The organism is Stenotrophomonas sp. SAU14A_NAIMI4_5, from assembly GCF_003086795.1.
GTDB lineage: Bacteria > Pseudomonadota > Gammaproteobacteria > Xanthomonadales > Xanthomonadaceae > Stenotrophomonas.
Window position 1 is genome coordinate 1,613,724 of sequence record NZ_CP026003.1, and the last position, 26,413, is coordinate 1,640,136.

Sequence of the window (26,413 nt, forward strand, 5' to 3'; positions counted from 1 at the left end):
GGATCGCCGCGCTCAGGCGGCGTTGATCTGGATCAAAGCGCGGCGGCCATCGACGCTTCGCGCGGGCGCAGCGGGTTGGCCACGGTCGCGCAGCTGACCCGGTTGCGGCCGGCCGCCTTGGCCAGGTACAGCTGGCGGTCGGCCTCGGAAATCAGCTTGTGCAGCGAGTCGCGCTGCGGGTGCAGGCAGCACAGGCCGATGCTGACGGTCATGCGCAGGATGGCGGTGCCGATGTCCACTTCCAGCGCGGCGATGCGCTGGCGCAGTTCCTCGAAGTAGACGATGGCTTCGTCCTGTTCCATCTCCGGCACCAGCAGGCAGAATTCCTCGCCGCCGAAACGTGCGATCAGGTCCTGGCTGCGCGCGTGGTCGCCCACCGCGCGGGCCACCGCGCGCAGCGCATCGTCGCCGGCTTCGTGGCCATGGGTGTCGTTGATGTGCTTGAAGTGGTCGATGTCGATCATCGCCACCGCCACGCACTGGCCATGCAGCTGCAGCTGCGGCAGCTGGCGCTGGCTCTGTTCCAGGAAGCAGCGGCGGTTGGGCAGGCCGGTGAGGAAATCGCGGGTGGCCAGGTCCTGCAGGGTGCCGATCAGCTCCAGCTGGTCGACGTTCTGCGAAACACGGCAGAAGAATTCCTCGCGCGAAAAGGGCTTCCGCAGGAAGTCATTGGCACCGTTCTTCAGGAAGCGCGGGATCAGCGAAGCGTCGGTGTTGCCAGAAATGCCGATCACCGCCACCTTGTCGCGCGAGCGCAGGGTGCGCAGGCGACGGGTGAATTCCACGCCCTGCATGCCGGGCATTTCCTGGTCGACCACGGCCAGGCGGATGGCCGGGTGCGCTTCGATCGCGGCCAGGCCTTCGGCACCGTCGGCGGCCTCGAACACTTCATGGCCGTACATGCGCAGCAGCGCCGCGGCGTAACCTCGGGCCGAAGGTGAGTCATCCACCACCAGCGCGGCGATGCGGCGGTTGCGTTCCAGCCGCTGCACCAGCCACACCAGGTAATCGATGCTGCCGGGCGTGTTCTTCAGTACGTAGTCGATGATCTGCTGCTGCAGCACGCGCTTGCGCAGGTCTTCGTCGTACACGCTGCTGACCACCACGGTGGGCAGGTCGCGCTTGAGGAAGAATTCGACGACTGCATCGCGGTCACCGTCGGCCAGCACCAGCCCGGTCAGCACCAGGAACCAGCCGCCATCGTCACTCAGCAGGCGATCCGCCTCGGCCAGGGTCGAGGCCACCACTACCGGCAGTTCCAGACGCTGCTCGATCGCTTCTCGCAGCATTCCGGTGAACGCGCGGGAGTTTTCCACCAGCAGGATCCGCTGCGGAAGGGGGTCTGCCAGGTCGCCATCGACAACGACCTGCGGGAGGACGGGCATGGTGCGGAGGCTCACGTGAGGGAGGGGCGCTCGGGAAGGATAGCGGCGGTTTCGACAGAAACTTTAGCCGCACCGTGTGACCGCAGCGGGATGGCACATGGCTGCGGTGGACCGGGACCGGTATGCTCGGTGCCGCTTGCCGGCCGTCCTGGCCGGGAGCCCTCGGAGTTCACGGGCACCGTCAGTGCCCGCGCCGATGCACAGCGGCTGTGCCAGGCGAACGCGGCAATGCCTGGCCGCCCATCACCATTCATTCCACAAGGGGGTTGCCCGTGCGTTTTTCCCGTATGCGTATTGCGATTGCAGCGGCTGCGCTGCTGTCCACGCCGATGATCGCCGCTGCTGCTTGCTGTCCCAGCGACGGCAATGGCATCCAGCTGGCCAAGAGCGGCCTGGGCGAGTCGCTGCCTGACACGTTGAACCTGAGCCAGGATCCGTCCTGGCAGGTGTATGGCTTCCAGCGCGATGGCATCACCTATTTCCAGGTGAATGACCTGACCGGTCAGGTGAAGCTGATCGTCGGCACCCTCGACAACGTGTTCTGGACCCTGCCGGCGGGCAAGTCGCCGGCGAAGACCTCGTTGCCCTCGCAGCGCCTGGTGATTCCGGCCAATGCGCCGCGCCAGGTGGTGTACCGTCGCGCCGAGTTCTCGCTGGTGGTGTATGGCAAGGGCGCCGATGCGATCTGGTCGGTGGAGCTGCCGGGCGAAGGGCAGTAACGCTGATGCATGACCGGCCCTGCCGCGCGCAGGGCCGGTCGTTGCGGTGCTCAGTGCAGGCCGTGCGGCGCCAACCTTGTCGGCAGTGCAGTGTCCTGCTCGGCATGCGCCGGTGAATCCAGCAGCAGCATCCGGATGCGGTTGCCGCGGAAGTCCACGCGTCCGCCGTAGGCAATGGGCCGCGCACTCAACCGGCGTCGTGCCAAGGCCACGGTGTCGTCAGACAGGGTGCGGTAGCGGTCCAGCAGGCCGACGGTGACCACGATGCCGCGCTGTGTTCCGCGGCGACCGCAGCGTGCGCGCACCTGGATCTGTCCGCGCTCACCGTTCAGAAGCAGCGAAACCGCCTCGGCCAGGGTGCGGTAGGTGGCCAGCTGCAGGCCAAGGTTCAACTGGCAGGGGTCGCCCTGCAGCTGGTGGCGACCGAGGCGATCGGTCGCGTCCCAGGCGTGGTGGATGCCGCTGGCCTGCAGGGCCAGATAGAGGCCCAGCTGCTCCAGTTCAGCCGGGTAGACCATGCTGGTCAGCTCGCGGAACTGCCGCGAATGGCTGGTCGCGGTGCCCAGCAACCGTCGCGCGGGTTCGTGGTGCCCATGCAGCTTCAGCAGGTCGGCGGTCTCGCCCAGCGACGTTTCAATGTCATCGGCAATGCGCCGCAGTGCCAACGCGCGCTGGCGCAGGTCCATTTCATTGGCGATATGCGCATTGCGGGAAAAATCGGCCGCCTGCCGCCCCGCCTGGTCCTGGTGCGCGTGGTGGTGGTAGTGCTGGCTGATGCGCGAGCCCAGTGCCAGCAGGGCGGTGCCGGCGACCGCGACGATCTGCAGGGTCATGAACGTGCGCTCGTCGAACGAGCCGGGCAGGCCGCTGCTGGGCGTGCCGACGCTGATCAGCATGTTCAGCAGCGGCACCGCGAGGGCTGCACCGCGCCAGCCGTGCATGCAGGTCAGCACCACGGCGGGCAGTGCCATCAGCAGCTGCAGGCTGGTCTTGGCCGGGTCGGAGCTGGCGCCCGCCCAGATCGCCGCGCTGCCCAGCACCAGCAGGGCGGCCAGCGAGGCCAGGGTCGGCCACTGCCGCCAGCTGGACCAGTCATGTCCGGCGCTGCGCCGCGACCACAACAGGGCGAGCGGGACCACGGTGATGATCGCGATGTAGTCGCCCAGCACGTAGCGGATGGCGGTACCCAGGATCGGATCGGAGGGCGGGGTGGGCCACAGCAGATGGGCCAGGCCCAGCTTCAGGACCGCGGTGGCCAGCGCCGCCCACGCGGCGATGGACAGCATCCAGGCTTCGCCGCAGGTGGCCAGGCGCCGGCGGTGGAGGGCCACCACCAGGGCCACGGCGGGTATCAGGCAGGCCGATGCCAGTACCACCCACGGCAGCCCGTAGCGGTCGATCATCGGGTAGCGCATCTGCGCGAAGTAGGCGTACTCGCCCAGGATCAGATAGCCCCACAGGCGGGGCGGGCACAGCAGCAGTGCGGCGACGCGGATGCCGGCAGGCAGGTAGAACTGGTCCAGCGAAATCTGCCGGGTGGCCCAGCAGGCAAGCGCGTACAGCGCCGCCAGGGCAAGCCCCGCCGGGCGGATACGTACATCCAGGCGAATTCCATTCGTCCACCAGTTCAATCGCAAGCCTCCCATGCTGCTGCGCGCCAGCGCCCTTCAGGCTTCGCGCCTGGCCCCAGCCCGCGACAGTATCGGCTGCGGCGGACGCTTGCAATTGCCTGCAACGGCCGTGCCACTCCGCCGCTGCCGCGCGGTCTGCGACGGCTCTGACCGAGTTCACACTTTCACGTCACGGGGCTACCACAGCGCGTCGCGCAGCTTGTACCAGGACATCGCCGCCACCAGCAGCGGCGTGCGCAGCAGCCGGCCGCCGGGGAACGGCGCGTGCTGCAGGCGCTGGAACACATCCAGCCGCGCGCTCTGGCCATCGATGGCCGCGGCGATCACATCGCCGGCCAGGCCGGCGGCGGCCACGCCGTGCCCGGAAAAACCCTGGGCGAAATACAGGTTGCCGTCCAGCCGGCCCCAGTGCGGGGCACGGTTGCGGGTGATGTCCACGTAGCCGCCCCAGACCTGTTCCACGGCCACGTCGGCCAGCTGCGGGAAGACCTGGTGCATGCGCCGCTGCATCAGCCCACGCAGCCCCGGCGGCGGCAGCGCCGAGTAGCTGGCACGGCCGCCGAACAGCAGGCGGTGGTCATGGCTGAGGCGGAAGTAGTCCAGCGCCCAGGCGGTGTCGGCCACCGCCATGTTGTTGCGGATCAGCTGCCGCGCCCGCTCGGCGCCCAGCGGCGCGCTGGCGCCGATGTAGGTGCCGACCGGCATGATGCGGCGCTCCAGTTCCGGCAGCAGCCCCTGCAGCCAGGCATTGCCGGCCACCACCAGGTGCGCGGCACGCACGCTGCCCTGCGCGGTGTGCAATGTGGCCTGCGCGCCACGCTGCACGCGGGTGACCGGCGAATGCTCGTGGATGACCACGCCGGCCGCACGGGCGGCATCGGCCAGGCCGCGCGCATAGGCCAGCGGGTGCAGGTGCGCACTGAGCGGATCGAACATCGCGGCGCGGTAGCGCGGGCTGTCCAGCTGCGCGTGCAGGACATCGCGCTCCCACCACTGCATCGGATAGTCGTAATGGCGCTGCAGGTGCTCGCAGCCGGCGCGCAGGTCGCGTTCGTGGCGTGCACGGATCGCGACGCTGGCATGGCCTTCCACCCAATGGCAGTCGATGCCGTGGCGCGCGATGCGCTGGCGCATCGACTGCACCGCCTCGCGCGACCAGTCGAACAGATGGCGGGCGTCGCCGCGGCCGAGCTGGCGTTCCAGCGCATCCACCTCGCAGCCGTAGCCCACCAGCGCCTGGCCACCGTTGCGTCCGGACGCCCCCCAGCCGATGCGCTGCGCTTCCAGCAGCACCACGCGGTAGCCGCGCAGGGCCAGTTCCAGCGCAGCGGTCAGGCCGGTGTAGCCGGCGCCGAGCACCGCCACGTCGGCCTGCACATCACCGCGCAGTGGCGGCAGCGCAGCCGGTTCGGGCAGGCTGTCGGCGTACCAGCTGGGCGGGAAATCCGCGCTCACCGTGGGCCTCGCGGGCACGGGATGAAGGGGCAGGGCGGGGGCGGGCGATCACTGTTCACCGGCATAGTCTGGCCGATGCATGCAGCCGGGTGTGTGACGGCGACGACTTGCCGCCCGCGCGCACCGGCGGTTACTTTGAGGCCCAGGCCAAGGATGCCCACGCCAAGGAGTTTCCCCATGCGCCGCCTGCCCTGGGTGGGCCTGCCCACCGACAGCACCGTGCTCGGCCATCACCGTTTCGCGGTGGCCGGCGAGAAGTACGTGCGCGCGCTGGTCGACGCGGCCGAGGTCACCCCGCTGGTGCTGCCCAGCCTGCAGCCGGCACTGCCGGCCGAGGACTGGCTGCAGGGTCTGCATGGCCTGCTCTTGACCGGCGCGGTCAGCAACATCGAGCCGCAGCACTATGAAGGGGGCCGCAGCTGGCCGGGCAACCTGCATGACCCCGCGCGTGATGCCAACGCCTTCGCCCTGCTGCAGGCCGCGCTGGCGCTGGACCTGCCGGTGCTGGCGATCTGCCGCGGCTTCCAGGAATTGAACGTCGCCCTGGGCGGCAGCCTGCATCCGCAGGTGCATGCAGTGCCGGGGCTGGCCGACCATCGCGAGGATCCGCAGGCACCGGTCGAGGTGCAGTACGGGCCGGCGCATGCGGTCACCCTGGCTGGCGATGGCTGGCTCGCGCAGTGGCACGGCAGCGACCACGCACAGGTCAATTCGGTGCACGGGCAGGGCATCGCCCGGCTGGCCGATGGCCTGCAGGTGGAGGCGTGGGCCGGCGATGGCCTGGTCGAAGCCGCACGCAGCCGCCACCATCGTTTCGTGCTCGGCGTACAGTGGCACCCGGAGTGGCGTGTCATGCAGGCGCCGTTCTATCACGCTATTTTCCGTGCTTTCGGCCAAGCTTGCCGGCAGTACCAACAGAATCAACTGGATTCCCGATGAGTTCCCGACCTCGCCCGCGCAAGACGGCCACGCCCCCCGCACCGCAGGAAAGCAGCCTGCTGCGCTGGCTGAAGGAGCGGCGCATCACCGAGGTCGAGTGCCTGGTGCCGGACATCACCGGCAACGCGCGCGGCAAGATCATCCCGGCCGACAAGTTTTCGCACGACTACGGCACGCGCCTGCCCGAAGGCATCTTCGCCACCACGGTCACCGGTGAATTCCCCGACGATTACTACGACCTGACCTCGCCGTCGGACTCGGACATGATGCTGCGGCCCGACCCGGACACCGTGCGCATGGTGCCGTGGGCGGCCGACGCCACCGCACAGGTCATCCATGACTGCTACACCAAGACCGGCGAGCCGCACGAACTGGCCCCGCGCAACGTGCTCCGCCGCGTGCTGGCTGCCTATGCCGAACTGGGCCTGCGCCCGGTGGTCGCACCGGAGCTGGAGTTCTTCCTGGTGCAGAAGAACACCGACCCGGATTTCCCGCTGCTGCCGCCGGCCGGCCGCTCCGGGCGTCCGGAGACGGCGCGGCAGTCGTACTCGATCGACGCGGTCAACGAGTTCGATCCCATCCTCGACCTGATGTACGACTACGCCGATGCGATGAAGCTGGACGTGGACACGCTGATCCACGAATCCGGCGCGGCGCAGCTGGAAGTCAACTTCACCCACGCCGATGCGATGGACCTGGCCGACCAGGTGTTCCTGTTCAAGCGCACCATGCGCGAGGCGGCGATGCGCCACGGCGTGTACGCCACCTTCCTGGCCAAGCCGATGGAGAACGAACCGGGCAGCGCCATGCACATCCACCAGAGCCTGGTGCGGGTGAGCGACGGCAGCAACGTGTTCACCGGCGAGACCCATGGCGAGGGCGAGTTCAGCCCGGTGTTCGGCCATTACCTGGGCGGCCTGCAGAAGTACGTGCCGCAGGCGATGGCTTTCTTCGCGCCGAACGTCAATTCGTACCGGCGCCTGGTGTTCGGCGAGGTCTCGCCGAGCAACGTGCACTGGGGCTACGACAACCGCACCTGCGGCCTGCGCGTGCCGCTGGACACGCCGGAGAACATGCGGGTGGAAAGCCGCTTCGCTGGGTCCGATGCCAACCCGTACCTGGCGATGGCCGCGACCCTGGCCTGCGGCCTGCTCGGCATCCGCGAGCGGCTGGCCCCGGACGCGCCGGTGACCGGCAGCGCCAAGGAGCTGGGCTACAACCTGCCGCGTTCGCTGGGCGAGGCGCTGGACGGGCTGGAACAGTGCGCCGAACTGCAGGCCCTGCTGGGCGAACGCTTCTGCCGGGCCTACATCTCGGTCAAGCGCAAGGAATACGAGACCTTCTTCCGCGTCATCAGCTCGTGGGAGCGCGAGTTCCTGCTGTTGAACGTGTGAAGGCCTGCAATTGATGAATGAGCCGCCGGGGGGTAGGCTGGCACCCGTCGCCGGCCCCGCCGGCCTCCCCCCATTCCGCATTCTGGAGCACCCGATGAAGCTGCGTATCCTCACGCTCGGCCTGGCCTCCGCCATGCTTGCCGCCTGTGGCGGTGGCAACGGCGGCGCGCAGGACAGCCAGGTCCTGAACGTCTACAACTACAGCGATTACATCGCCGAGGACACCATCCCGACCTTCGAGAAGGAGAGCGGGATCAAGGTGACCTACGATGTGTTCGACAGCGACGAGATGGTCGAGACCAAGCTGCTGGCCGGCAACAGCGGCTACGACGTGGTGGTGCCGACGCTGAACTTCTTCGGCCGCCAGATCCAGGCCGGCGTGTTCCTGCCGCTGGACAAGAGCAAGATCCCGAACCTGGCCAACCTGGACCCGTCGGTGATGAAGCGCATCGCCACCCAGGACCCGGACAACAAGTACGGCGTGCCGTACATGATCGGCACCACCGGCATCGGCTACAACGTGGACATGCTGAAGGAGCGTTTCGGCGGCAGCGCCGACATCGCCAACAGCTGGGACCTGGTCTTCAAGCCGGAAAACATCGCGAAGATGAAGGACTGCGGCGTGACCATCCTGGACACGCCGGCCGACATGATCCCGATCGCCCTGCATTACCTGGGCCTGGACCCGCACAGCGGCGACCCGGCCGAGCTGCAGAAGGCGGCCGACCTGCTGAAGTCGATCCGCCCGTACGTGCAGAACTTCCACTCCTCGCAGTACGTGGGTTCGCTGGCCAACGGCGGCACCTGCCTGGTGGTGGGCTGGTCGGGTGACATCATCCAGGCCCGCGACCGCGCCGAGGAAGCCAGCAACGGCGTCCACGTGGCCTATTCGATCCCGAAGGAAGGCGCCCCGCAGTGGTTCGACATGCTGGCGATCCCGAAGGACGCCAAGCACCCGGAAGCAGCCTACACGTTCATCAACTACCTGCTGGAACCGAAGGTCGCCGCGGCCAACACCAACTTCATCCACTACGCCAACCCGGTGCCGACCGCGACCCCGCTGGTGGACGAAGCGATCCGCACCGACCCGACCATCTACCCGCCGGCCGACGTCGCCGAGAAGATGTTCACCTACTCGATCAACACCCCGGAAACCGACAAGCTCTATACCCGCCTGTGGACCGAAGTGAAGACCGGCAAGTAGGTGCCGACCGTTGGTCGGCACGCTTTCTGGTAGGGCCGACCAACGGTCGGCCTCCACCAAGCAGAAAAACGGAGGCCAACGGCCTCCGTTTTTTTTGCTTCTGCTTCTGCTCTGCCGTTGACCTCCTGTCCGCCCCCGGCTCTGCACCCTGCCAACCGGGAACTCATCGCCGGCACGCGACAAACGCTTTCACCTCACCTCCTCACCCCTTCCCCTACCGTCCCGTATGGCACCGACCACCGCCACGACGAGACAATGACCGACCACCCCCCGCGCACCGACGCCCCCACCGACGAAGCCCCCTCCACCCACGAGGACAAGCCTTCGCCGCTGAAGAACCCCAAGGTCCGCTGGACCCTGGCCATCATCGGCGCCGTCGTGGTCATCGCCCTGGTCGCCTGGCTCATCTACCACCTGCTGGTCGGCCGCTACCTGCAGGACACCAACAACGCCTACCTGCAGGCCGACGCCGTCGCCGTCGCCCCGCGCATCAACGGCTACGTCACCGAAGTGCTGGTGCACGACAACCAGTGGGTCAAGGCCGGCGAACCGCTGCTGCGCATCGACCCGCGCACCTACCGCGCCACCCTGGACCAGGCCGAAGCGGTGATCGCCGTGCGCGAAGCCGACATCGCCGCCGCTGCCGCCGGCGTGCAGGGCCAGCAGTCCAGCCTGCTGCAGGCGCGCACCCAGCTCACCGCCGCCACCGCCTCGCTGCGCTTCGGCAAGGCCGAGCTGGCCCGCTTCACCCCGCTGGCCGCCAGCGGCGCCGACACCCACGAACACGTGGAAAGCCTGCGCCACGACGTCGAACGCGCGCAGGCCCAGTACGATGCGGCCAAGGCGCAGATCCAGGGCGCGCAGAGCCAGATCGAGGCCAGCCAGGCGCAGCTGGAACAGGCCAACGCTGGCCTGAAGCAGGCCCAGGCCGATGCCGCGCAGGCCCGCGTCGCCTTCGAGGACACCGAGCTGCGCGCGCGCATCGATGGCCGCGTCGGCAACAAGACCGTGCAGGTCGGCCAGTTCGTCGCCGCCGGCACCCGTACCATGACCATCGTGCCGGTCGAATCGCTGTACCTGAGCGCCAACTTCAAGGAAACCCAGGTCGGCCTGATGCGCGCCGGGCAGCCGGCCGAGATCAAGGTCGACGCGCTGCCGGGCACCACCCTGCATGGCACGGTGGAAAGCATCTCGCCGGGCACCGGCTCGCAGTTCGCGCTGCTGCCGCCGCAGAACGCCACCGGCAACTTCACCAAGGTCGTGCAGCGCGTGCCGGTGCGCATCCGCGTGGACGCCGGTGCCGAGGCGCGCAAGGTGCTGGTGCCGGGCATGTCGGTGGAAGTGACCGTCGATACGCGCAATGCCAAGGATGCGCGCGCGCGCACGAAAGACGAGGCCGAGGCTACGGCCGCGCCGGCGCGATGAACGCCACCACCGCCCCTGCAGCGCCCGCCGCCGAGGGCAAGGCCGATGCCGGTGCCTGGCTGGCCGTGGCGGCCGGCACCATCGGCTCGTTCATGGCCACGCTGGACATCTCCATCGTCAACGCGGCGCTGCCCACCATCCAGGGCGAGGTCGGCGCCAGCGGCACCGAAGGCACCTGGATCTCCACCGCCTTCCTGGTCTCGGAAATCGTGATGATTCCGCTGACCGGCTGGTTCGTGCGCACGCTGGGCCTGCGCACCTTCCTGCTGATCTGCGCCACGCTGTTCACCGCGTTCTCGGTGATGTGTGGCCTGGCCGATTCGCTGCCGATGATGATCGCCGGCCGGGTAGGGCAGGGCTTTGCCGGCGGTGCGCTGATTCCCACCGCGCTGACCATCGTCGGCACACGGCTGCCACCGAAGCAGCAGCCGCTGGGCACCGCGCTGTTCGGCATGACCGTCATTCTCGGGCCGGTGATCGGCCCGCTCCTGGGCGGCTGGCTGACCGAGAACGTCAGCTGGCACTACGCCTTCTTCATCAACGTACCGATCTGTGCCGGACTGGTGGCCTTGCTGCTGCTCGGCCTGCCGCATGAAAAATCGAACTGGGGCGGGCTGCTGCGTGCGGACTGGCTGGGCATCATCGGCATGACCGCCGGCCTGTCCGCGCTGACCGTGGTACTGGAAGACGGCCAGCGCGAGCGCTGGTTCGAATCGACGATGATCGTGGTGCTCAGCCTTGTCTCGCTGCTGGGGTTTGCCCTGCTCGCGCTTTCGCAGTTCACCAGCAAGGCGCCGGTGATCCGCCTCAACATCCTCTTCCAGCGCAGTTTCGGCGCGGTGTTCGTGATGGTGATGGCGGTGGGCATGATCCTGTTCGGGGTCATGTACATGATCCCGCAGTTCCTGGCGATCATCGCCGGCTACAACACCGAGCAGGCCGGCTACGTTCTGCTGCTGGCCGGCCTGCCGACCATCCTGCTGATGCCGATGATGCCGAAGATGCTGGAAACGGTGGACGTGCGCATCATGGTGTTCGGCGGCATGCTGTGCTTCGCCGCCGCCTGCTTCGTCAACCTCGGGCTGACCCCGGACAGCATCGGCCCGCACTTCGTCATCGGCCAGCTGCTGCAGGGCTGCGGCCTGGCGCTGGCGATGATGGCGCTGAACCAGGCGGCCATCACCTCGGTGCCGCGCGAATACACCAGTGATGCCTCGGGCCTGTTCAACGCCGCGCGCAACCTTGGCGGCTCGATCGGCCTGGCGATCATTTCCACGTTCCAGGAACGCCGCGCGACCCTGCACATCGATGCGATCGGCAGCAGCGTCACCTCCAATTCAACCATCGCCCAGGACGCGCTGCATGCCTATGGCCAGCAGCTGGGTGATGCCACGCAGGCGATGGCGGTGCTGGCGCAGACGGTGCAGATGCAGGCGATGGTGATGGCCTACAACGACCTGTTCTGGATCTTCGGCCTGATCGTGGTGGCGACCCTGCCGCTGGTGTTCCTGCTCAAGCCCCTGCCCAAGGGCGTTCCATTGGCGATGCACTGATGAATTTGACGACCCTCACCACCTCCCTTCGCCCGCACCGCCTGTGGCCGGCCACCCTGCCGCTGCTGCTGGCCGGCTGCATGCTGGGCCCGGATTACGTGAAGCCGGACGTGGCCACCGGCGCCACCGCGCAGGCACGGCTGCCGCGTGCCGCGCAGGCCGACGTGCAGCCGGCCACGCCGCCCAGCCAGTGGTGGCGCGCGCTGAATGATCCGCTGCTGGACCAGCTGGTGGACGAAGCTCTGCGCAACAGCCCCAACCTGCGTGCTGCCCAGGCCAAGCTGCTGGCGTCGCGCGCGCTGCATCGCCAGCGCCGTGCCGAGCAGCTGCCCAGCGTGGGCGCCGTCGCCGGCTATGCCAACGTCAAGGCGCCCGATGCGCTTGAAGACAGCGTGCGCGGCCTCGGCGAGAACATCGCCGGCGTGGCCGAGGCCAATGGCCGCCCGCAGGAGGCGGCGCAGCTGCGCCAGCAGTTCGCGGACATCGACCTGGACACCGAGCTGTACGTGGCCGGCTTCGATGCCAGCTGGGAGCTGGACCTGTTTGGTCGCCGTCGTCGCGCAGCCGAGCAGGCCGCCGCCGAAGCCGAGGCCAATGCCGCGGCGCTGGCCGATGCGCAGGTGCAGCTGGCGGCCGAGCTGGCGCAGGTCTACCTGGGCTACCGCAGCAGCCGAGAGCGCATCGCGTTGGCCGAGGTCAATCTGCGCGCCGCCGATGACAGCCTGCAGCTGACCCGACAACGACGCGAGCGCGGTGCCGATTCGGACCTGCAGGTCGAACGCGCGCAGGCCCAGCGCGAGCAGCAGCAGGCCGCGCTGCCGCCACTGCAGGCACAGGCGGACGAGGCGCGTGACGTGCTGGCGCTGATGGTCGGCCGCGAGCCCGGTGCGCTGGACGCGCGGCTGGCCGCCGACCAGCCGTTGCCAGTGTTGCCGGCCAGTGTGCCGGTAGATGACGCGGGCGCGTTGATCCAGCGCCGGCCGGATGTGCGCAAGGCCGAGCGCGAGCTGGCGGCCTCCTCGGCGCAGATCGGCCAGGCGATCTCGGCCTACTTCCCGCAGGTGACCCTGCTGGGCAGCATCGGTGCCGGTGCCACGTCTATTTCCGATCTTGGGCCGGATTCGGCGGCGACCATCGTCGCCCCGTTCCTGCGCTGGTCGCTGTTCGACTTCGGGGTGAACAAGGCGCGCGTGGCGCAGGCCCGGGCCGGCAACGAGGCGCGGCTGGCGGCCTATGAGGGCACGGTGCTGGCCGCGCTGCAGGATGCCAACACGGCGCTGGCCCGGTTCGGCGCCGCCCGCCAGCAGCTGCAGGCCAGCCTGCGCGCCGAGGCCTCGGCCGACCGCTCGCTGGCCCTGATGCAGCAGCGCCGGCAGGCCGGTGCCACCTCGCAGATCGACCTGCTGGACGTGCAGCGCCAGCGCCTGCAGGCCCAGGATGCCGCCGCCCAGGCCCGCCTGCAGCTGCTGGTGCGCTACGTGGCCCTGCAGAAGAGCCTGGGCCTGGGCTGGCAGGACGCCCCGCCGGTGGCCGCACGGTGATGCGTTCCGCCGGGCATGGCCCGGCGCTACCAGAACGATGCCCCCGGAACCGTTGACGCCGCCGCGCACCCCGGTAGCGCCGGGCCACGCCCGGCGAGCGCAGCGGCCAGCGGTCCCGGTAGCGCCGGGCCATGCCCGGCGGGCCCTTCGGCCCGGTAGGTGCCGACCGTTGGTCGGCACGCATTTGCGCCCCCCGGCCGGTAGAATGGCCACCGCTGTCCACCGCCCGCTCCCGGAGCCCCCATGCCCGTTGAAGCCCAGCCGGAAGCCGCCGTCGTCGATGCGAACGGTGCGCCCGGCTATCTCTCCATTCGTGACCTGCGCAAGGAATTCGATGGCTTCGTCGCCGTCGACGACGTCAACCTGGACGTGCGCAAGGGCGAGATCTTCGCCCTGCTCGGTGGCTCGGGCAGCGGCAAATCGACCCTGCTGCGCTGCCTGGGCGGCTTCGAGACGCCCACCAAGGGCAGCATCACCCTCGATGGCCAGCGCCTGGACGCGCTGCCGCCGTACCAGCGGCCGGTCAACATGATGTTCCAGTCCTACGCCCTGTTCCCGCACATGACGGTCGAGCAGAACATCGCCTTCGGCCTGAAGCAGGACGGCCTGGCCAAGGACGCGATCAGCCGGCGCGTGGGCGAGATGCTCGACCTGGTGCAGATGGCCCACCTGGGCAAGCGCAAGCCGCACCAGCTCTCCGGAGGCCAGCAGCAGCGCGTGGCGCTGGCGCGGTCGCTGGCCAAGGGGCCCAAGCTGCTGCTGCTGGACGAACCGATGGGCGCGCTGGACAAGAAGCTCCGCTCGCAGATGCAGCTGGAACTGGTCAGCATCATCGAATCGTCGGGCGTGACCTGCGTGATGGTCACCCACGACCAGGAAGAGGCCATGACCATGGCCACCCGCATCGCGGTGATGGATGCCGGCTGGATCCAGCAGGTCGGCAAGCCGGATGAGGTCTACGAGCAGCCGGCCAACCGCTTCGTCGCCGGCTTCATCGGCTCGGTCAACCTGTTTGAAGGTGTCATCGACGAGGACTTGCCCGAGTACGTGACCGTGCGCTCGCCGCTGTTCCCCGCACCGGTCTACATCGCCCACGGCATCACCTGCTACGAAGGGCAGCCGGTCGCGTTCGCGCTGCGCCCGGAAAAGGTGATGATCGGCAAGGACGAGCCGGAAGGGCACACCAACAAGGCGCAGGGCGTGATCGAGGACATCGCCTATTTCGGCAGCCATTCGGTCTACCACGTGCGCCTGCCCAGCGGCACCAAGGTGCTGGCCAACTTCGCCAACTCGCAGCGCTGGGCCAGCGATGGTCTGACCTGGGGTGACGAAGTGTGGGTGCACTGGCGCGACAACGACGGCGTGGTGCTGACCTCATGAGCGCTTCGGGCCTGAAGCGCTGGCTGCCGGGCACGCGTGCCACGGTCATCGGCATTCCCTACCTGTGGCTGCTGCTGTTCTTCGCGGTGCCGTTCCTGATCGTGCTGATGATCAGCTTCTCGCACAGCCGGGTCGGCTCGCCGCCGTACACCTGGCTGCTGCAGTATGTCGATGGCGCGTTCTCGCTCAAGCTCAACCTCGAGAATTACCTCGCGCTGTTCCGCGATTCGATCTACGCCCAAGCCTTCCTCAGCTCGATCAAGATCGCAGCGATCTCCACCTTCCTCACCCTGCTGATCGGCTACCCGATGGCCTATGCCATCGCGCGCCTGTCGCCGGCCGCGCGCAACGTGGCGATGATGCTGGTGGTGCTGCCGTCGTGGACCTCGTTCCTGATCCGCGTGTATGCGTGGAAGGCGATCCTGGACCGCAACGGCCTGCTCGACCAGTTCCTGCAGTTCACCGGCCTGCAGTCGCTGATGACCAGCATGGGCCTGCCCAAGCTGCAGCTGATCGACACTCCCACGGCGGCCTACATCGGCATCGTCTACTGCTACCTGCCGTTCATGGTGCTGCCGCTGTACGCCAACCTGGTCAAGCATGACAACCGCCTGCTGGAAGCGGCCTACGACCTCGGCGCCAAGCCGTGGCAGGCCTTCCTGCGCATCACCCTGCCGTTGTCCAAGGCGGGCATCATCGCCGGCTGCATGCTGGTGATGATTCCGGCGGTGGGTGAATTCGTGATCCCGGAAATGCTCGGCGGCTCGGAAACACTGATGGTCGGCCGCCAGCTGTGGAACGAGTTCTTCAACAACCGCAACTGGCCGGGTGCTTCGGCGATGGCGGTGGCGATGATCCTGCTGCTGCTGGTGCCCATCCTGTGGTTCAACCGTTCCCAGCAGCGCCTGCTGGAAGGGAAGCAGGCATGAGTCCGCGTAGCGCAAAGGGCCTGGGCCTGGGCGTGCTGCTGCTCGGCTTCGCCTTCCTGTACCTGCCGATCCTGCTGCTGATGTTCTATTCGTTCAACAGCTCGCGGCTGGCGATGGTCTGGGCCGGGTTCTCCACCCGCGCCTACAGCGACCTGTTCGCCGACCGCGCGCTGATGGATGCGATGTGGACCAGCCTGGTGGTGGCGTTCTGGACCGCCTGCACCGCCACCGTGCTGGGCACGCTGGCGGCGATGGTGATGACCCGCTTCCGCCGCTTCCGCGGCAAGCAGGTGTTCGGTGCGCTGGTCACCGCGCCGCTGGTGATGCCCGATGTGATCCTCGGCTTCTCGCTGATGGCGCTGCTGGCCTCGATGGGCGCCATTCCCGGCTTCCCCGCACGCGGCCTGGCCACCATCTGGATCGCCCACGTCACCTTCACCCTGTGCTTCGTCACCGTGGTGGTGTCCTCGCGCCTGCAGGAAATGGATCTCTCGCTGGAAGAAGCGGCGATGGATCTCGGCGCCAGCCGCCTGACCGTGTTCGGCCGCATCACGCTGCCGATCATCGCCCCGGCGCTGGTGGCCGGCTGGCTGCTGGCCTTCACCCTGTCGCTGGATGACGTGGTGGTGGCCAGCTTCGTTGCCACGCCGGGCTCGACCACGCTGCCGATGAAGGTGTTCGCCTCGGTGCGCATGGGCATCAGCCCGAAGATCAACGCGCTGGCGACCCTGCTGGTGTCGGCGGTGTCGGTGGCCGCGGTGATCGGCTGGTACATCAACGCGCGTGCAGAGAAACGGCGCCAGCGCGACCTGCAGCTGGCCCGTCAGGACAACGGCTGAGGCCCGCACGCCGCCGCCATGCGGCGGCAACACCCGGCTCACGGGTGCCGGCGCAGAATGGGGATCTGCCTGATGGAGATCCCCCATGACCGTCGAAATCGTCAACCCGGCCACCGGCCAGATCACCTACCGCCATGAACTGATCGGCGCGGCCGGGATCGAGCAGCGCCTGCAGGCCGCTGCCGAGGCGTTCCCCGTGTGGGCCGAGCGATCCCTGCAGGATCGCGGCGCCATCCTCAAGAGCATCGCCGCCCAGCTGCGCGCACGCCGCGATGACCTGCAGCAGGCAATGACCGGCGAGATGGGCAAGCTGAAGGCCGAGGCCTTGGCCGAGGTCGAAAAATGCGCGGCCGCCTGCGAGTTCTACGCCGACCATGCCGCGGATTACCTGAAGCCGCAGATCATCGACACCGAGGCGCAGCGCAGCTACGTGCGCTACGAGCCGATCGGCTGCGTGTTCGCGGTGATGCCGTGGAATTTCCCGATCTGGCAGGTGTTCCGTTTCCTCGCCCCGGCCTTCATGGCCGGCAACGTGGCCCTGCTCAAGCACGCCAGCAACGTGCCGCAGTGCGCCGACCTGATCCTGGCGGTGTGTCGTGACGGTGGCCTGCCGGCGGGTGTGTTCGACGTGCTGCACATCGACAACGACCAGGCCGCCGAGGTGCTGCGCGACGCGCGGGTAAAGGCGGTGACCCTGACCGGCAGCGAGCGGGCAGGGCGCTCGATTGCCTCCAATGCCGGCAGCCAGCTGAAGAAATCGGTGATGGAGCTGGGCGGCAGCGATGCCTTCGTGGTGCTCGACGATGCCGACCTGGACAAGACCGTCGCCGCGGCCGTGAAGTCGCGCTTCGACAACAGCGGGCAGACCTGCATCGCGGCCAAGCGCTTCATCGTGGTCGAGGCGGTGGCCGATGCATTCACCCAGCGCTTCGTCGATGCCGCCGGCCAGCGCCGGTACGGTGATCCCAACGACGGCGCCACCACGCTGGCACCGATGGCCCGCGCCGATCTGCGCGACGAGCTGCACAAGCAGGTGCAGGCCAGCGTGGCCAAGGGCGCGCGCGTCCTGGCAGGCGGCGAGCCGATTGCAGGAACCCACGCGGGCTATCCGGCCACGGTGCTCGACCAGGTGGGCCCAGGCATGCCGGCCTACGACGAGGAACTGTTCGGGCCGGTCGCGGCGGTGATCCGGGTCAAGGACGAAGCCGAGGCGCTGCGCGTGGCCAATGACACCCGTTTCGGCCTGGGCGGCAGCGTGTGGACCGGCGACGTGGTGCGCGGCGAGCGCTTCGCTCAGCGCATGGAATGCGGTGCGGCCTTCGTCAACGCCATCGTCAAGAGCGATGCGCGGCTGCCGTTCGGCGGCAGCAAGGAATCGGGCTTCGGCCGCGAACTGGCCGACCACGGCATCCATGAGTTCATGAACATCAAGACCGTCTACGTGGCCTGATCCCGAACGGTGGTGCCGGCCGCTGGCCGGCATTGCCCGCCGCTCCGGTAGGTATCGACCGTTGGTCGATACGCCCTACAACCACCTCGCGCGCTTGAACAACCGGTACAGCCCCACGCACACCGCGGCCACGCCGACGATCATCAGCGGGTAGGACCACGGCTGGTTGAGCTCGGGCATGTGGCTGAAGTTCATGCCGTACCAGCTGGTGATCAGGGTCGGCGCGGCCAGCAGCGCCGCCCACGCACCCAGGCGCTTCACCGTCTCACCCTGCGCCAGCGTCACCAGCGACAGGTTCACGCTCAGCGCCGTGCCCAGCATCTCGCGCAGGGTGTCGATCACATCGCTGATGCGCGCGGCATGGTCGTGCACGTCGCGCACGTACAGCTTCACTTCGTCGGGAATCAGGTCGCCCTGGTAGCGGCGCAGCTGCGCCAGCACATCCTGCAGCGGCGCCACCGCCATGCGCATCTTGTTCAGTTCGCGCTTGAGCTCGTACAGGCGCGTCACCGTGCTGCGCTTGTAGGTCTCGGCGAAGATGTCCTTCTCCAGCAGGTCCAGCGTGTCGCGGAAGCGGGTAGTGATCGGCAGGTAGTTGTCCACCACGAAATCGGCCACCGCGTACAGGCAGTACGACGCCCCCATCTTCAGCAGCTGTGGCTCGCGTTCCACCCGCGCGCGTACCGGCGCGTAGGACAGCGATGCGCCGTGGCGCACGGTCACCAGGAAACGCGGGCCGAGGAAGGCGTGGGTTTCACCGTACTGGATGCGCTCGTCGACCATCTGCGCGGTGGTCATCACCACGAACAGCGAGTTGCCGTAGGCCTCGGCCTTCGGGCGCTGGTGCGCGTTGCGCGCATCCTCGATGGCCAGGTCGTGCAGGCAGAACTCATCCTGCAGTTTCAGCAGCACGTCGTCGTTGGGGTCGAACAGGCCCACCCAGACGAAGCCGTTGCCACTGGCGATCACATCGCTGATGGCGTCCAGGCTGATGTCGTGGCGCTTGCCCTGGTCATCGTAGTGGACGCAGTTGATGACGCAGGCGGGGTTGTTCGATGCGGGTGCGGAAGCGGAGGCGGAGGCGGGCAATGACATGCCCGCCATCCTGCGTCAGCGGGGTGTTTCGGACAAGTGAGGACGACGCGCCAGCACCCAGGCCAGCGCGACGTGCACCGGCAGCAGCAGCACGATCCACTGCACGTTGTACTGCGCCTGCAGGCTCAGCCAGTGCAGCACCAGCGCCGCCACGGACTGTGCGGCCAGCAGCCACAGCACGATGCTGAACATGCGTCCCGGCACGCGCCGGCGCAGCAGCGCGATGGCGCCCGGCAGCAGCAGCACCGCCAGCGGCGAGAGCAGCAGCAGGTTGCGGTTGGCCCACGCGGCGTAGTGGATGCTGAAGCCCCACAGGAACACCAGCACGCCACCGAACAGGGCGCACAGCAGCCAGAACGGCAGGGCGATGCCGGCCAGCAGGCGCGGGCGGCTGCGCAGGGCCAGCACGCCGGCGGCGATCACCAGGCCGCACAGCAGCCACGGCCACCAGCGCCGCGCGAATTCCTTCGGCTCGGGATCGATGCGGTGCGGCAGCAGTTCCTGCTCGCTCTGCACCAGAGGCCGGCCATCGCTGTTGCGCACCTGGCGCAGCGCATCGGCCAGACGCATCGGCACGAAGGCTTCCTGCCAACGCGACAGCGGCTGGTCGGCGAACGGACCGAGGCCGACGTCGAAGCCCAGCCACATCCACGGTGCCGGCGATGCCAGGCGCACCGATTCGCTGCGGTAGGTGTTGCCACGCGAACGTCCGGACAGCTGCGCATGCAGGCCGCCATCCAGTGCCTTGTCGAGGGTGTCGCGCACCATCGTGGCGCAGTTGGCGGTGTAGTAGTCGTAGTGGTAGCGCGCGTTCTCAGGTTTGGCCCGTTCGGCCAGGCCGGCGGCCAGGGCACGGGCCTGGTCCGGGCGCAGGTCCAGCCATTGCACGCTGGCACCGCGGCCGGTCTCGTCGTAGTACGACAGGTCCTGCTGCAGCGGCAGCGCCACCAGGTAATACATCATGTCGCCGCGTGCGAAGCGGCTGATGAAGTCATCCTCGGACGGATCGAAGTAACCGAAGTTGTACGAGATCGCCTCGCCGCTGACCGGGTCGAGCACCACGATGGCGTCGTGGCCGAAGCGTTCGAAGAACACCGTGCCCGGCTGCATGGTCACCACGCCGATGCGCGGCGCCGGCGCTTCCTGCGGGGCGGCGGCATCGGTGGCCGGCGCGGCGGCCATCGCCTGCGCGAAGGCCGCCTGCGGCAGGGCCATGGCCAGCACGCACAGTGCCAGCCACACACTCAGGATCAGGCCCCGGCGCTTCAAGCGTCGTCCTGCTCGTCCGGCGGCAGCACCGTCACATGGAAGGCCTGCACCCGGCGCGCATCGGCGCGTGCCACGCGGAACATGAAGCGGTCCAGCGCCAGCTCATCGCCGACCTCGGGCAGGTGGCCGATCGCCTCGGTCACCAGGCCGCCGATGGTGTCGTAGTCCTCGTCGGAGAACGTGGCACCGAAGCGCTCGTTGAAATCGCCGATCGCGGTCAGCGCGTCGACCACGTAGCGGCCATCGGCCTGGATCGCGATCTGTGCCGATTGATCCTCGGCCTCGTCATGCTCGTCGTCGATCTCGCCGACGATCTGTTCCAGCACGTCCTCGATGGTGACCAGGCCGGCGACACCGCCGTACTCGTCCACCACCATGGCCATGTGGTTGCGCGACAGGCGGAATTCCTTCAGCAGCACGTTGAGCTTCTTCGCCTCGGGGATCAGCACCGCCGGGCGCAGCAGTTCGCGCACGTTGGCCGGCCCGTTGTCGGCGACCACGCCGCGCAGCAGGTCCTTGGCCAGCAGGATGCCAAGGATGTCGTCCTTGTTCTCGCCGTGCACCGGGAAGCGTGAGTGGCCCGATTCGACGACCTGTTTCATCAGGTCCAGGAAGGGCGCCTCGACCGGCAGCGAAACCATCTGCGAGCGCGAGATCATCACGTCGCCCACGGTCAGCTCGGCCACCGAAATGGCGCCTTCCATCATCTTCAGGGTATCGGCGGCGATCAGACCCTCTTCCTGCGCGGTGTGCAGGACAGCGACCAGCTCGTCGCGGGTATGGGGTTCGCCGGAGAAGGCGGAGGTCAGGCGTTCAAGCCAGCCGCGCTTCTTTTCATTGGGCTCCAGGGAGGAGCTACTACTGTCGTCTTCTGACATCTCTGGAAAAAGGGCACCCGGCAAGCCGGGCGTTGTCCCAAGTCTAGCAGGATGTTGGGGCCTTTCAGTGACCGCCGGCGGCCGCGGCCGGAATCTCGTCGTCGGCCGGCAGATCCAGGCTGTAGGTACAGCCGGCCAGGGTCTTGCCGGGGTGGCTGGCCACCGTGGACACGCTGAGGATGATCGACTCGATCTGGGCCTCGCCGGTCCTGGGGTCGGTCACGTCGCGGCTGACCACCTCGCGGCCGGCCATGAACTTGCCGTCCTGGTCGTAGCCGGTTTCCAGTTCCAGGCGCTTGGCCAGCGGGTGCGGGTCGGCCTGGTCCAGCACGGCCATCACGCTGGCGCCGGCCACGGCCACCCGCTCGGTCTGCTGGCCGAACACGGTGATCGGGTTGGCCAGGCGGAACTCGCTCATGAACTGGTTGCCCTGCGGCAGCGGCTGCAGGCCCTGGGCCACGGCCTTCAGCGGGTCGGCCAGCAGCGGTGCCAGCGCGGCATGCTCGGCCACGCCCTGGCGGCATTCGATCAGCGCCGGCAGGTCCAGCGGGGCGGCCGAAGCGGGGGCAGCGAGGGAGGCGAGCAGCAGGGGCAGGGCAGTACGCAGCAGCACAGGCAGGAGATCCGCGATGGAGGATGCCCGGACATGGTAGCGGCGGTGGACGGCGACTGCGACCGGGCACGCCGGTCGGCCGCTACGGCCTCAGCCCTGCGGTGCCGCGCGCAGTCGCGCCCATGCAGCCCGTACCCCGCCGCTGGCCAGCGCCCACAGCGCCATCGCCGGCAGTGTCAGGAACACCACGGTCAGGGTCACGTGGACCAACCCCATCACGATGCCGGCTGCCAGCGTCAGGTAGTTCGCCTGCTGCGGCATCGGCAACTCGACCGGGCCTGTATGGCTGCGTACCAGCATGTAGGCGGCGGCAAGCGCGAACAGGGCAAGCAGCTGCACCCGGGGGGCCAGGAAGAAAGGCAGGCTGCCGCTGCCGCGGTGCAGGCGGCGCAGCACGAAAACGCGCCAGCTGAGCGGGGCGGTGCACACGCCGGCCAGCGGCAGCAGGAGTGCGATCACCGAGAGGGCGTTGAACATCTGCGGAGAGATCAGGCCGTGCGGCAGGCGCGACTGGACAAGGCCAATGAGGAACGCTGCCAGCAGCATGACGGGCGACACCAGCGCCAGCGTGAGCAGCAGCCAGTGCCGGCCATCGGGGTGGCGCGCGATGTTTCGACGCGCCACGTACAACCCCACGACCGTTACAAGAATGCAGATCGCAGGTATGGCCAGCGCGGCCATGAGTTGACCCTTCATCGTCCATGTCTCCCGGGGATGTCTGCCCGAGAGTAGCGCGGTTCTGGCCTCAGCGCTCGCCGGCGTAAGGATCCTCGATGCCCAGCTCGGCCAGGATCTCGCGCTCCAGCTGCTCCATCGCCTCGGCTTCCTTGTCGTCCTCGTGGTCCCAGCCCAGCAGGTGCAGCACGCCGTGCACGGTCAGGTGCGCGTAATGGGCGTTCAGTGCCTTGCCCTGCTCATCGGCCTCGCGGGCCACCACCGGCGCGCAGATCACCAGGTCACCCAGCAGCGGGAACTTCACCCCCTTGGGCAGGCCTTCGGGCACGTCGGCCGGGAAGCTGAGCACGTTGGTGGCGTAATCCTTGCCACGGTAATGCCGGTTCAGCGACTGCCCTTCCTTCGCATCGACCACGCGGATGGCCAGGTCGGCCTCGCGGATGCGTCCCTTCAGGGCCGCCGCCACCCATTTGCGGAAGCTCACCGCCGCTGGAAGGCCGGTGCGGGGCAGGGCGTAGCTGATGGCGACATCAAGTCGCACGGGGCCTTTGGTCATGGGGTAGCTCCAGGTTGAATCTGATGCAGGTCGCGGCGGTCGTAGGCATTGACGATGCGTGCGACCAGCGGGTGGCGGACCACGTCACGCGCTTCGAAGAAGGTGAACGTCACGCCCTCCACATCGCGCAGCACGTCGATGGCGTCGCGCAGGCCCGACTTCACGTGCTTGGGCAGGTCGGTCTGGGTCAGGTCGCCGGTGACCACCGCGGTGGAGCCGTAGCCCAGGCGGGTCAGGAACATCTTCATCTGCTCGATGGTGGTGTTCTGTGCTTCGTCCAGGATCACGAACGCATCGTTGAGCGTGCGCCCGCGCATGTAGGCCAGCGGCGCGATCTCGATGACGTTCTTTTCCAGCAGCTTGACCACCTTCTCCACGCCCATCATTTCGTACAGGGCGTCGTACAGCGGGCGCAGGTAGGGGTCGACCTTCTGGCTCAGGTCGCCGGGCAGGAAGCCCAGCTTCTCGCCGGCTTCCACCGCCGGGCGCACCAGGATCAGCCGCTGCACGCGCGATTCGTTCAGTGCTTCCACCGCGCTGGCCACGGCCAGGAAGGTCTTGCCGGTACCGGCAGGGCCGATGCCGAAGTTGATGTCATGCGTGGCGATCTGGTGCAGGTAGCGGCCCTGGTTGGCGCCGCGGCCGCGCACGGTGCCGCGCTTGACCTTGATCGCCACGTCCTGCGCTTCGTAGGAGCGCTCGGCGATCTGCTCGACATTGGCCTGCGCCAGGCGCAGGTGGATGGCGTGGCTGTCGAAGGTGGTCTCGGCGGCTTCGACGTACAGCGCCTCGATCAGCTTCTGCGCCTCGACGATGGCCTCGTCCGGCCCGCTGATGCGGAACACGAAGCCGCGGTTGGCGATCTCCACGCCGAGCTTCAGCTCGATCTGGCGCAGGTGCCCGTCGAAGGGACCACACAGGTTGGCCAGCCGCTCGTTGTCTTCCGGCGACAGGGTGAAATCTCGATGCTCGATGCTTTTCATTGCGTGGGGTGGGGCGGGTTCGCCGTCCACCGCGATGGACCCAGGGAAGACAAGATTAGCGCGCGGACGGGCGGGGCGACAGTTCTCCACACCGGGTGTGGATCGGCGCCGAAGAAAGCTGTGGACAAGTACTTGCGGAGCCTGCGCGGCAAGGGAGGTGAAGCGCTGGTGAAAAATGTGCCAGGAGGACCGGCCCTTGGTAGGTGCCGACCGTTGGTCGGCACACCTTCCTTACTCCGCCACCACCCGCGCACGCAGCGAATTGGTCAGCGCCTCGGTGATCAACACGTCCACGAACTGGCCGATCAGGCGCGCCGGCGCCGGGAAGTTCACCGAACGCATGTTCTCGGTCTTGCCGGTCAACTCGTTCGGGTTCTTGCGCGAGGGGCCTTCCACCAGCACGGTCTGCACGGTGCCGACCATCCTTTCGGAAATGCCGGCGGCATGCGCATTGATGCGTTCCTGCAGGCGCGACAGCCGCGCGTGCTTTTCCGCATCGCTGATCGTGTCCTCCAGGTCGGCCGCCGGGGTGCCCGGGCGACGCGAGTAGATGAAGGAGAAACTGTGGTCGAAGCCGATATCCTCGATCAGCTTCATGGTCTTCTCGAAATCGGCATCGGTCTCGCCGGGGAAGCCGACGATGAAATCCGAGCTGATCGAGATGTCCGGGCGCACCGCGCGCAGCTTGCGGATCTTCGACTTGAATTCCAGCGCGGTGTAGCCGCGCTTCATCGCCGACAGCACGCGGTCGCTGCCGGCCTGGACCGGCAGGTGCAGGAAGTTGGCCAGCTGCGGCACGTCGCGGAACGCGTCGATCAGCGAGTCGCTGAATTCCAGCGGATGCGAAGTGGTGAAGCGGATGCGGCCGACGCCGTCGATCTCGGCGATGGTGCGGATCAGCAGGCCCAGGTCGGCGAATTCACCGTCGCCATAGGGACCGCGATAGGCGTTGACGTTCTGCCCGAGCAGGTTGATCTCGCGCACGCCCTGTGCGGCCAGCTGCGCCACTTCCACCACCACGTCCTCGAACGGACGGCTGACTTCGGTGCCGCGGGTGTAGGGCACCACGCAGAACGAGCAGTACTTGGAGCAGCCTTCCATGATCGAGACGAACGCCGAGGCGCCCTCGGCGCGCGGTTCCGGCAGGCGGTCGAACTTTTCGATTTCCGGGAAGCTGATGTCCACCTGCGGGCGCTGCTGCTCGCGGCGGGCACGGATCAGTTCCGGCAGCCGGTGCAGGGTCTGCGGGCCGAACACCAGGTCCACGAACGGCGCGCGCTTGATGATCGCTTCACCTTCCTGCGAGGCCACGCAGCCGCCCACGCCGATGATGACTTCGCGGCCCTTGTTCTTCAGGCCCTTCCACACGCCCAGCTGGCTGAACACCTTTTCCTGCGCCTTTTCGCGGATGGAGCAGGTGTTGACCAGGATGACGTCGGCGTCGTCCGGGGTATCGGTCAGTTCCAGGCCATCGCTGGCGGCAAGCACGTCGGCCATCTTGGCCGAGTCGTACTCGTTCATCTGGCAACCGTGGGTCTTGATGTAGAGCTTGCCTTTGACCTGGTCGGGCTTGCGCGGACCAGTGGGCAGGGCAACGAGCGGGGTACCGCCCGAGGCGGGCGGAAAGACGTCTGGCGTCCCGGTCATGGCGCTTAATCCATTCGGGTGGCGGGAAAGCGGGCAATTCTACCCGCATCCCACGCCGCCCGCCGGCCCGCCACCCGGTAGCGCCGGGCCACGCCCGGCGGAAGGCCACGAGCGCCGCGCTGCGCGCTCGCGGGGCATGGCCCCGCGCTACCGTACACGTCGCCGCCCGTCGGCCAATCATCGTCCGCCATCCGGTAGCGCCGGGCCGTGCCCGGCGGCCCTTACGCCGCCACCAGCTCCGCGTCGATCTGCCGCGAGCGGTCGAACGCGGCCAGCGTGCCCATCCGGTCGATATAGGCCGCGGTGGCCGGGGCCGGCTGCACCAGCCCGAACTCGCGCATCCAGCCCAGCGCATTGCCCCACAGGATGTCCGCCGCGCTCAGCGCCTCGCCCAGCAGGTACGGGCCCTGCGCCAGCTGCGCCTCGATCACCTGCAGTACGGTCTCGGCATCGTTGTAGGGCGACATCATCCGCGGCGGCGGCTCGCGGTGCAGCGCCTTGTCGGTCATCGCCGGCTCGAAGCAGGCGCCGTAGAAGGCCATCCAGCGCAGGTAGGGGCCGCGCTGCGCATCGCCGATCGGCGGCGCCAGCCCGGCTTCCGGGTACAGGTCGGCCAGGTACAGGTAGATGGCCACCTGTTCGGTCACCAGCGCGCCGTTGTGGATGATCGCCGGCACCTTGCCCATCGGGTTGATGGCCAGGTAGGCCGGGGCCAGGTTGGCGCCGGCCTTCAGGTCCAGCACCTGCAGCCGGTAGTCGGCGCCGAGTGCCTCGAGCAGGGCGACGGCACCGCTCGAGCGTGAACGGGCGGCGTGGTAGAGGGTGATCTGGCGTGCAGACATGGCAGGGCTCC

Annotated in this window: 22 protein-coding genes and 1 pseudogene; 11 read left to right on the forward strand and 12 right to left on the reverse strand. The window is 68.2% G+C overall.

The genetic code is table 11. The features are described 5' to 3' along the window. Positions 1-32 precede the first annotated feature (32 nt). On the reverse strand, positions 33-1,385 hold the full coding sequence (locus tag C1925_RS07630; protein WP_108768363.1) for a diguanylate cyclase: 1,353 nt from the start codon (positions 1,383-1,385) through the stop codon (positions 33-35). 272 nt (positions 1,386-1,657) lie between these two features. Between C1925_RS07630 and C1925_RS07635 the strand changes: the two genes are divergently transcribed. After that, on the forward strand, positions 1,658-2,104 hold the full coding sequence (locus C1925_RS07635) for a hypothetical protein (RefSeq protein ID WP_254051405.1): 447 nt from the start codon (positions 1,658-1,660) through the stop codon (positions 2,102-2,104). 50 nt (positions 2,105-2,154) lie between these two features. Here C1925_RS07635 and C1925_RS07640 read toward each other — a convergent pair whose 3' ends face one another. Both C1925_RS07640 and C1925_RS07645 read right to left on the reverse strand, forming a co-directional pair. After that, positions 2,155-3,735: an MASE1 domain-containing protein gene (locus C1925_RS07640; protein ID WP_254051406.1), complete on the reverse strand. Its 1,581-nt coding sequence runs from the start codon at positions 3,733-3,735 to the stop codon at positions 2,155-2,157. Between the two features lie 177 nt (positions 3,736-3,912). After that, on the reverse strand, positions 3,913-5,190 hold the full coding sequence (locus C1925_RS07645; protein ID WP_108768366.1) for an FAD-binding oxidoreductase: 1,278 nt from the start codon (positions 5,188-5,190) through the stop codon (positions 3,913-3,915). Between the two features lie 177 nt (positions 5,191-5,367). On the opposite strand from C1925_RS07645, the gene C1925_RS07650 reads away from it, so the two are divergent. The 10 genes and pseudogenes from C1925_RS07650 to C1925_RS07695 all read left to right on the forward strand — a co-directional run bounded on the left by C1925_RS07650 (position 5,368) and on the right by C1925_RS07695 (position 17,844). After that, positions 5,368-6,129 (forward strand): gamma-glutamyl-gamma-aminobutyrate hydrolase family protein, encoded by a 762-nt coding sequence (locus C1925_RS07650; protein WP_108768367.1) that lies wholly within the window; start codon positions 5,368-5,370, stop codon positions 6,127-6,129. Then, on the forward strand, positions 6,126-7,523 hold the full coding sequence (locus C1925_RS07655; protein WP_079221322.1) for a glutamine synthetase family protein: 1,398 nt from the start codon (positions 6,126-6,128) through the stop codon (positions 7,521-7,523). The genes C1925_RS07650 and C1925_RS07655 overlap by 4 nt, the downstream gene beginning before the upstream one ends. A gap of 94 nt (positions 7,524-7,617) precedes the next feature. Beyond that, positions 7,618-8,727, forward strand: coding sequence for a polyamine ABC transporter substrate-binding protein (locus C1925_RS07660; protein WP_108768368.1), 1,110 nt, complete (start codon positions 7,618-7,620; stop codon positions 8,725-8,727). A 318-nt stretch (positions 8,728-9,045) separates the two neighbouring features. Next, positions 9,046-10,152: pseudogene (locus C1925_RS07665) on the forward strand (HlyD family secretion protein); the annotation flags it as partial. Then, positions 10,149-11,705, forward strand: coding sequence for a DHA2 family efflux MFS transporter permease subunit (locus tag C1925_RS07670; protein WP_108768370.1), 1,557 nt, complete (start codon positions 10,149-10,151; stop codon positions 11,703-11,705). The pseudogene C1925_RS07665 and the gene C1925_RS07670, both read left to right, overlap by 4 nt. Further along, positions 11,705-13,246 carry an efflux transporter outer membrane subunit gene (locus tag C1925_RS07675; protein WP_108768371.1) on the forward strand — a complete coding sequence of 514 codons (1,542 nt, stop codon included), beginning with the start codon at positions 11,705-11,707 and terminating at the stop codon, positions 13,244-13,246. The genes C1925_RS07670 and C1925_RS07675 overlap by 1 nt, the downstream gene beginning before the upstream one ends. 243 nt (positions 13,247-13,489) lie before the next feature. After that, positions 13,490-14,626 (forward strand): polyamine ABC transporter ATP-binding protein, encoded by a 1,137-nt coding sequence (gene potA, locus C1925_RS07680; protein ID WP_108768372.1) that lies wholly within the window; start codon positions 13,490-13,492, stop codon positions 14,624-14,626. Beyond that, positions 14,623-15,555 (forward strand): ABC transporter permease subunit, encoded by a 933-nt coding sequence (locus C1925_RS07685; RefSeq protein WP_108768373.1) that lies wholly within the window; start codon positions 14,623-14,625, stop codon positions 15,553-15,555. The genes potA and C1925_RS07685 overlap by 4 nt, the downstream gene beginning before the upstream one ends. Beyond that, a complete protein-coding gene (locus C1925_RS07690) occupies positions 15,552-16,394 on the forward strand; it encodes an ABC transporter permease subunit (protein ID WP_108768374.1) in 843 nt (280 codons plus the stop codon). The genes C1925_RS07685 and C1925_RS07690 overlap by 4 nt, the downstream gene beginning before the upstream one ends. 85 nt (positions 16,395-16,479) lie before the next feature. Further along, on the forward strand, positions 16,480-17,844 hold the full coding sequence (locus tag C1925_RS07695) for an NAD-dependent succinate-semialdehyde dehydrogenase (RefSeq protein ID WP_108768375.1): 1,365 nt from the start codon (positions 16,480-16,482) through the stop codon (positions 17,842-17,844). A gap of 75 nt (positions 17,845-17,919) precedes the next feature. Here the strand turns inward: C1925_RS07695 and C1925_RS07700 are convergent, their stop codons facing one another. The 9 genes from C1925_RS07700 to C1925_RS07740 form a co-directional block, all read right to left on the reverse strand. Beyond that, positions 17,920-18,948 (reverse strand): magnesium and cobalt transport protein CorA, encoded by a 1,029-nt coding sequence (locus C1925_RS07700; protein ID WP_108768376.1) that lies wholly within the window; start codon positions 18,946-18,948, stop codon positions 17,920-17,922. A 6-nt stretch (positions 18,949-18,954) separates the two neighbouring features. Continuing rightward, positions 18,955-20,208 carry a DUF4105 domain-containing protein gene (locus tag C1925_RS07705; RefSeq protein ID WP_108768377.1) on the reverse strand — a complete coding sequence of 418 codons (1,254 nt, stop codon included), beginning with the start codon at positions 20,206-20,208 and terminating at the stop codon, positions 18,955-18,957. Continuing rightward, positions 20,205-21,086 (reverse strand): transporter associated domain-containing protein, encoded by an 882-nt coding sequence (locus C1925_RS07710; protein ID WP_108768378.1) that lies wholly within the window; start codon positions 21,084-21,086, stop codon positions 20,205-20,207. Before C1925_RS07710 ends, C1925_RS07705 begins: the two co-directional genes overlap by 4 nt. A 64-nt stretch (positions 21,087-21,150) precedes the next feature. Beyond that, positions 21,151-21,696 carry a hypothetical protein gene (locus tag C1925_RS07715; RefSeq protein WP_108770650.1) on the reverse strand — a complete coding sequence of 182 codons (546 nt, stop codon included), beginning with the start codon at positions 21,694-21,696 and terminating at the stop codon, positions 21,151-21,153. Positions 21,697-21,789: 93 nt separating this feature from the next. Further along, positions 21,790-22,380, reverse strand: a complete 591-nt coding sequence (locus C1925_RS07720; protein WP_159097497.1) for a hypothetical protein — start codon at positions 22,378-22,380, stop codon at positions 21,790-21,792. A gap of 64 nt (positions 22,381-22,444) precedes the next feature. Continuing rightward, positions 22,445-22,930 (reverse strand): rRNA maturation RNase YbeY, encoded by a 486-nt coding sequence (gene ybeY / locus C1925_RS07725; protein ID WP_108764644.1) that lies wholly within the window; start codon positions 22,928-22,930, stop codon positions 22,445-22,447. Then, the gene (locus C1925_RS07730) at positions 22,927-23,913 is read right to left on the reverse strand and encodes a PhoH family protein (RefSeq protein ID WP_108768380.1); all 987 of its coding nucleotides are present in this window, start codon (positions 23,911-23,913) and stop codon (positions 22,927-22,929) included. The genes ybeY and C1925_RS07730 overlap by 4 nt, the downstream gene beginning before the upstream one ends. A gap of 231 nt (positions 23,914-24,144) precedes the next feature. Then, positions 24,145-25,560: a tRNA (N6-isopentenyl adenosine(37)-C2)-methylthiotransferase MiaB gene (gene miaB, locus C1925_RS07735; RefSeq protein WP_108768381.1), complete on the reverse strand. Its 1,416-nt coding sequence runs from the start codon at positions 25,558-25,560 to the stop codon at positions 24,145-24,147. Between the two features lie 221 nt (positions 25,561-25,781). Continuing rightward, positions 25,782-26,402, reverse strand: a complete 621-nt coding sequence (locus tag C1925_RS07740; protein ID WP_108768382.1) for a glutathione S-transferase family protein — start codon at positions 26,400-26,402, stop codon at positions 25,782-25,784. Between the last annotated feature and the right edge of the window lie 11 nt (positions 26,403-26,413).

Coding starts and splice junctions, on each gene's coding strand:
- C1925_RS07630 (WP_108768363.1), bottom strand. CDS start 1,385: ATGCCCGTCCTCCCGCAGGTCGTTGTCGATGGCGACCTGGCAGACCCC.
- C1925_RS07650 (WP_108768367.1), top strand. CDS start 5,368: ATGCGCCGCCTGCCCTGGGTGGGCCTGCCCACCGACAGCACCGTGCTC.
- C1925_RS07655 (WP_079221322.1), top strand. CDS start 6,126: ATGAGTTCCCGACCTCGCCCGCGCAAGACGGCCACGCCCCCCGCACCG.
- C1925_RS07660 (WP_108768368.1), top strand. CDS start 7,618: ATGAAGCTGCGTATCCTCACGCTCGGCCTGGCCTCCGCCATGCTTGCC.
- C1925_RS07670 (WP_108768370.1), top strand. CDS start 10,149: ATGAACGCCACCACCGCCCCTGCAGCGCCCGCCGCCGAGGGCAAGGCC.
- C1925_RS07675 (WP_108768371.1), top strand. CDS start 11,705: ATGAATTTGACGACCCTCACCACCTCCCTTCGCCCGCACCGCCTGTGG.
- potA (WP_108768372.1), top strand. CDS start 13,490: ATGCCCGTTGAAGCCCAGCCGGAAGCCGCCGTCGTCGATGCGAACGGT.
- C1925_RS07685 (WP_108768373.1), top strand. CDS start 14,623: ATGAGCGCTTCGGGCCTGAAGCGCTGGCTGCCGGGCACGCGTGCCACG.
- C1925_RS07690 (WP_108768374.1), top strand. CDS start 15,552: ATGAGTCCGCGTAGCGCAAAGGGCCTGGGCCTGGGCGTGCTGCTGCTC.
- C1925_RS07695 (WP_108768375.1), top strand. CDS start 16,480: ATGACCGTCGAAATCGTCAACCCGGCCACCGGCCAGATCACCTACCGC.
- C1925_RS07700 (WP_108768376.1), bottom strand. CDS start 18,948: ATGGCGGGCATGTCATTGCCCGCCTCCGCCTCCGCTTCCGCACCCGCA.
- C1925_RS07710 (WP_108768378.1), bottom strand. CDS start 21,086: ATGTCAGAAGACGACAGTAGTAGCTCCTCCCTGGAGCCCAATGAAAAG.
- C1925_RS07720 (WP_159097497.1), bottom strand. CDS start 22,380: ATGGCCGCGCTGGCCATACCTGCGATCTGCATTCTTGTAACGGTCGTG.
- ybeY (WP_108764644.1), bottom strand. CDS start 22,930: ATGACCAAAGGCCCCGTGCGACTTGATGTCGCCATCAGCTACGCCCTG.
- C1925_RS07730 (WP_108768380.1), bottom strand. CDS start 23,913: ATGAAAAGCATCGAGCATCGAGATTTCACCCTGTCGCCGGAAGACAAC.
- miaB (WP_108768381.1), bottom strand. CDS start 25,560: ATGACCGGGACGCCAGACGTCTTTCCGCCCGCCTCGGGCGGTACCCCG.
- C1925_RS07740 (WP_108768382.1), bottom strand. CDS start 26,402: ATGTCTGCACGCCAGATCACCCTCTACCACGCCGCCCGTTCACGCTCG.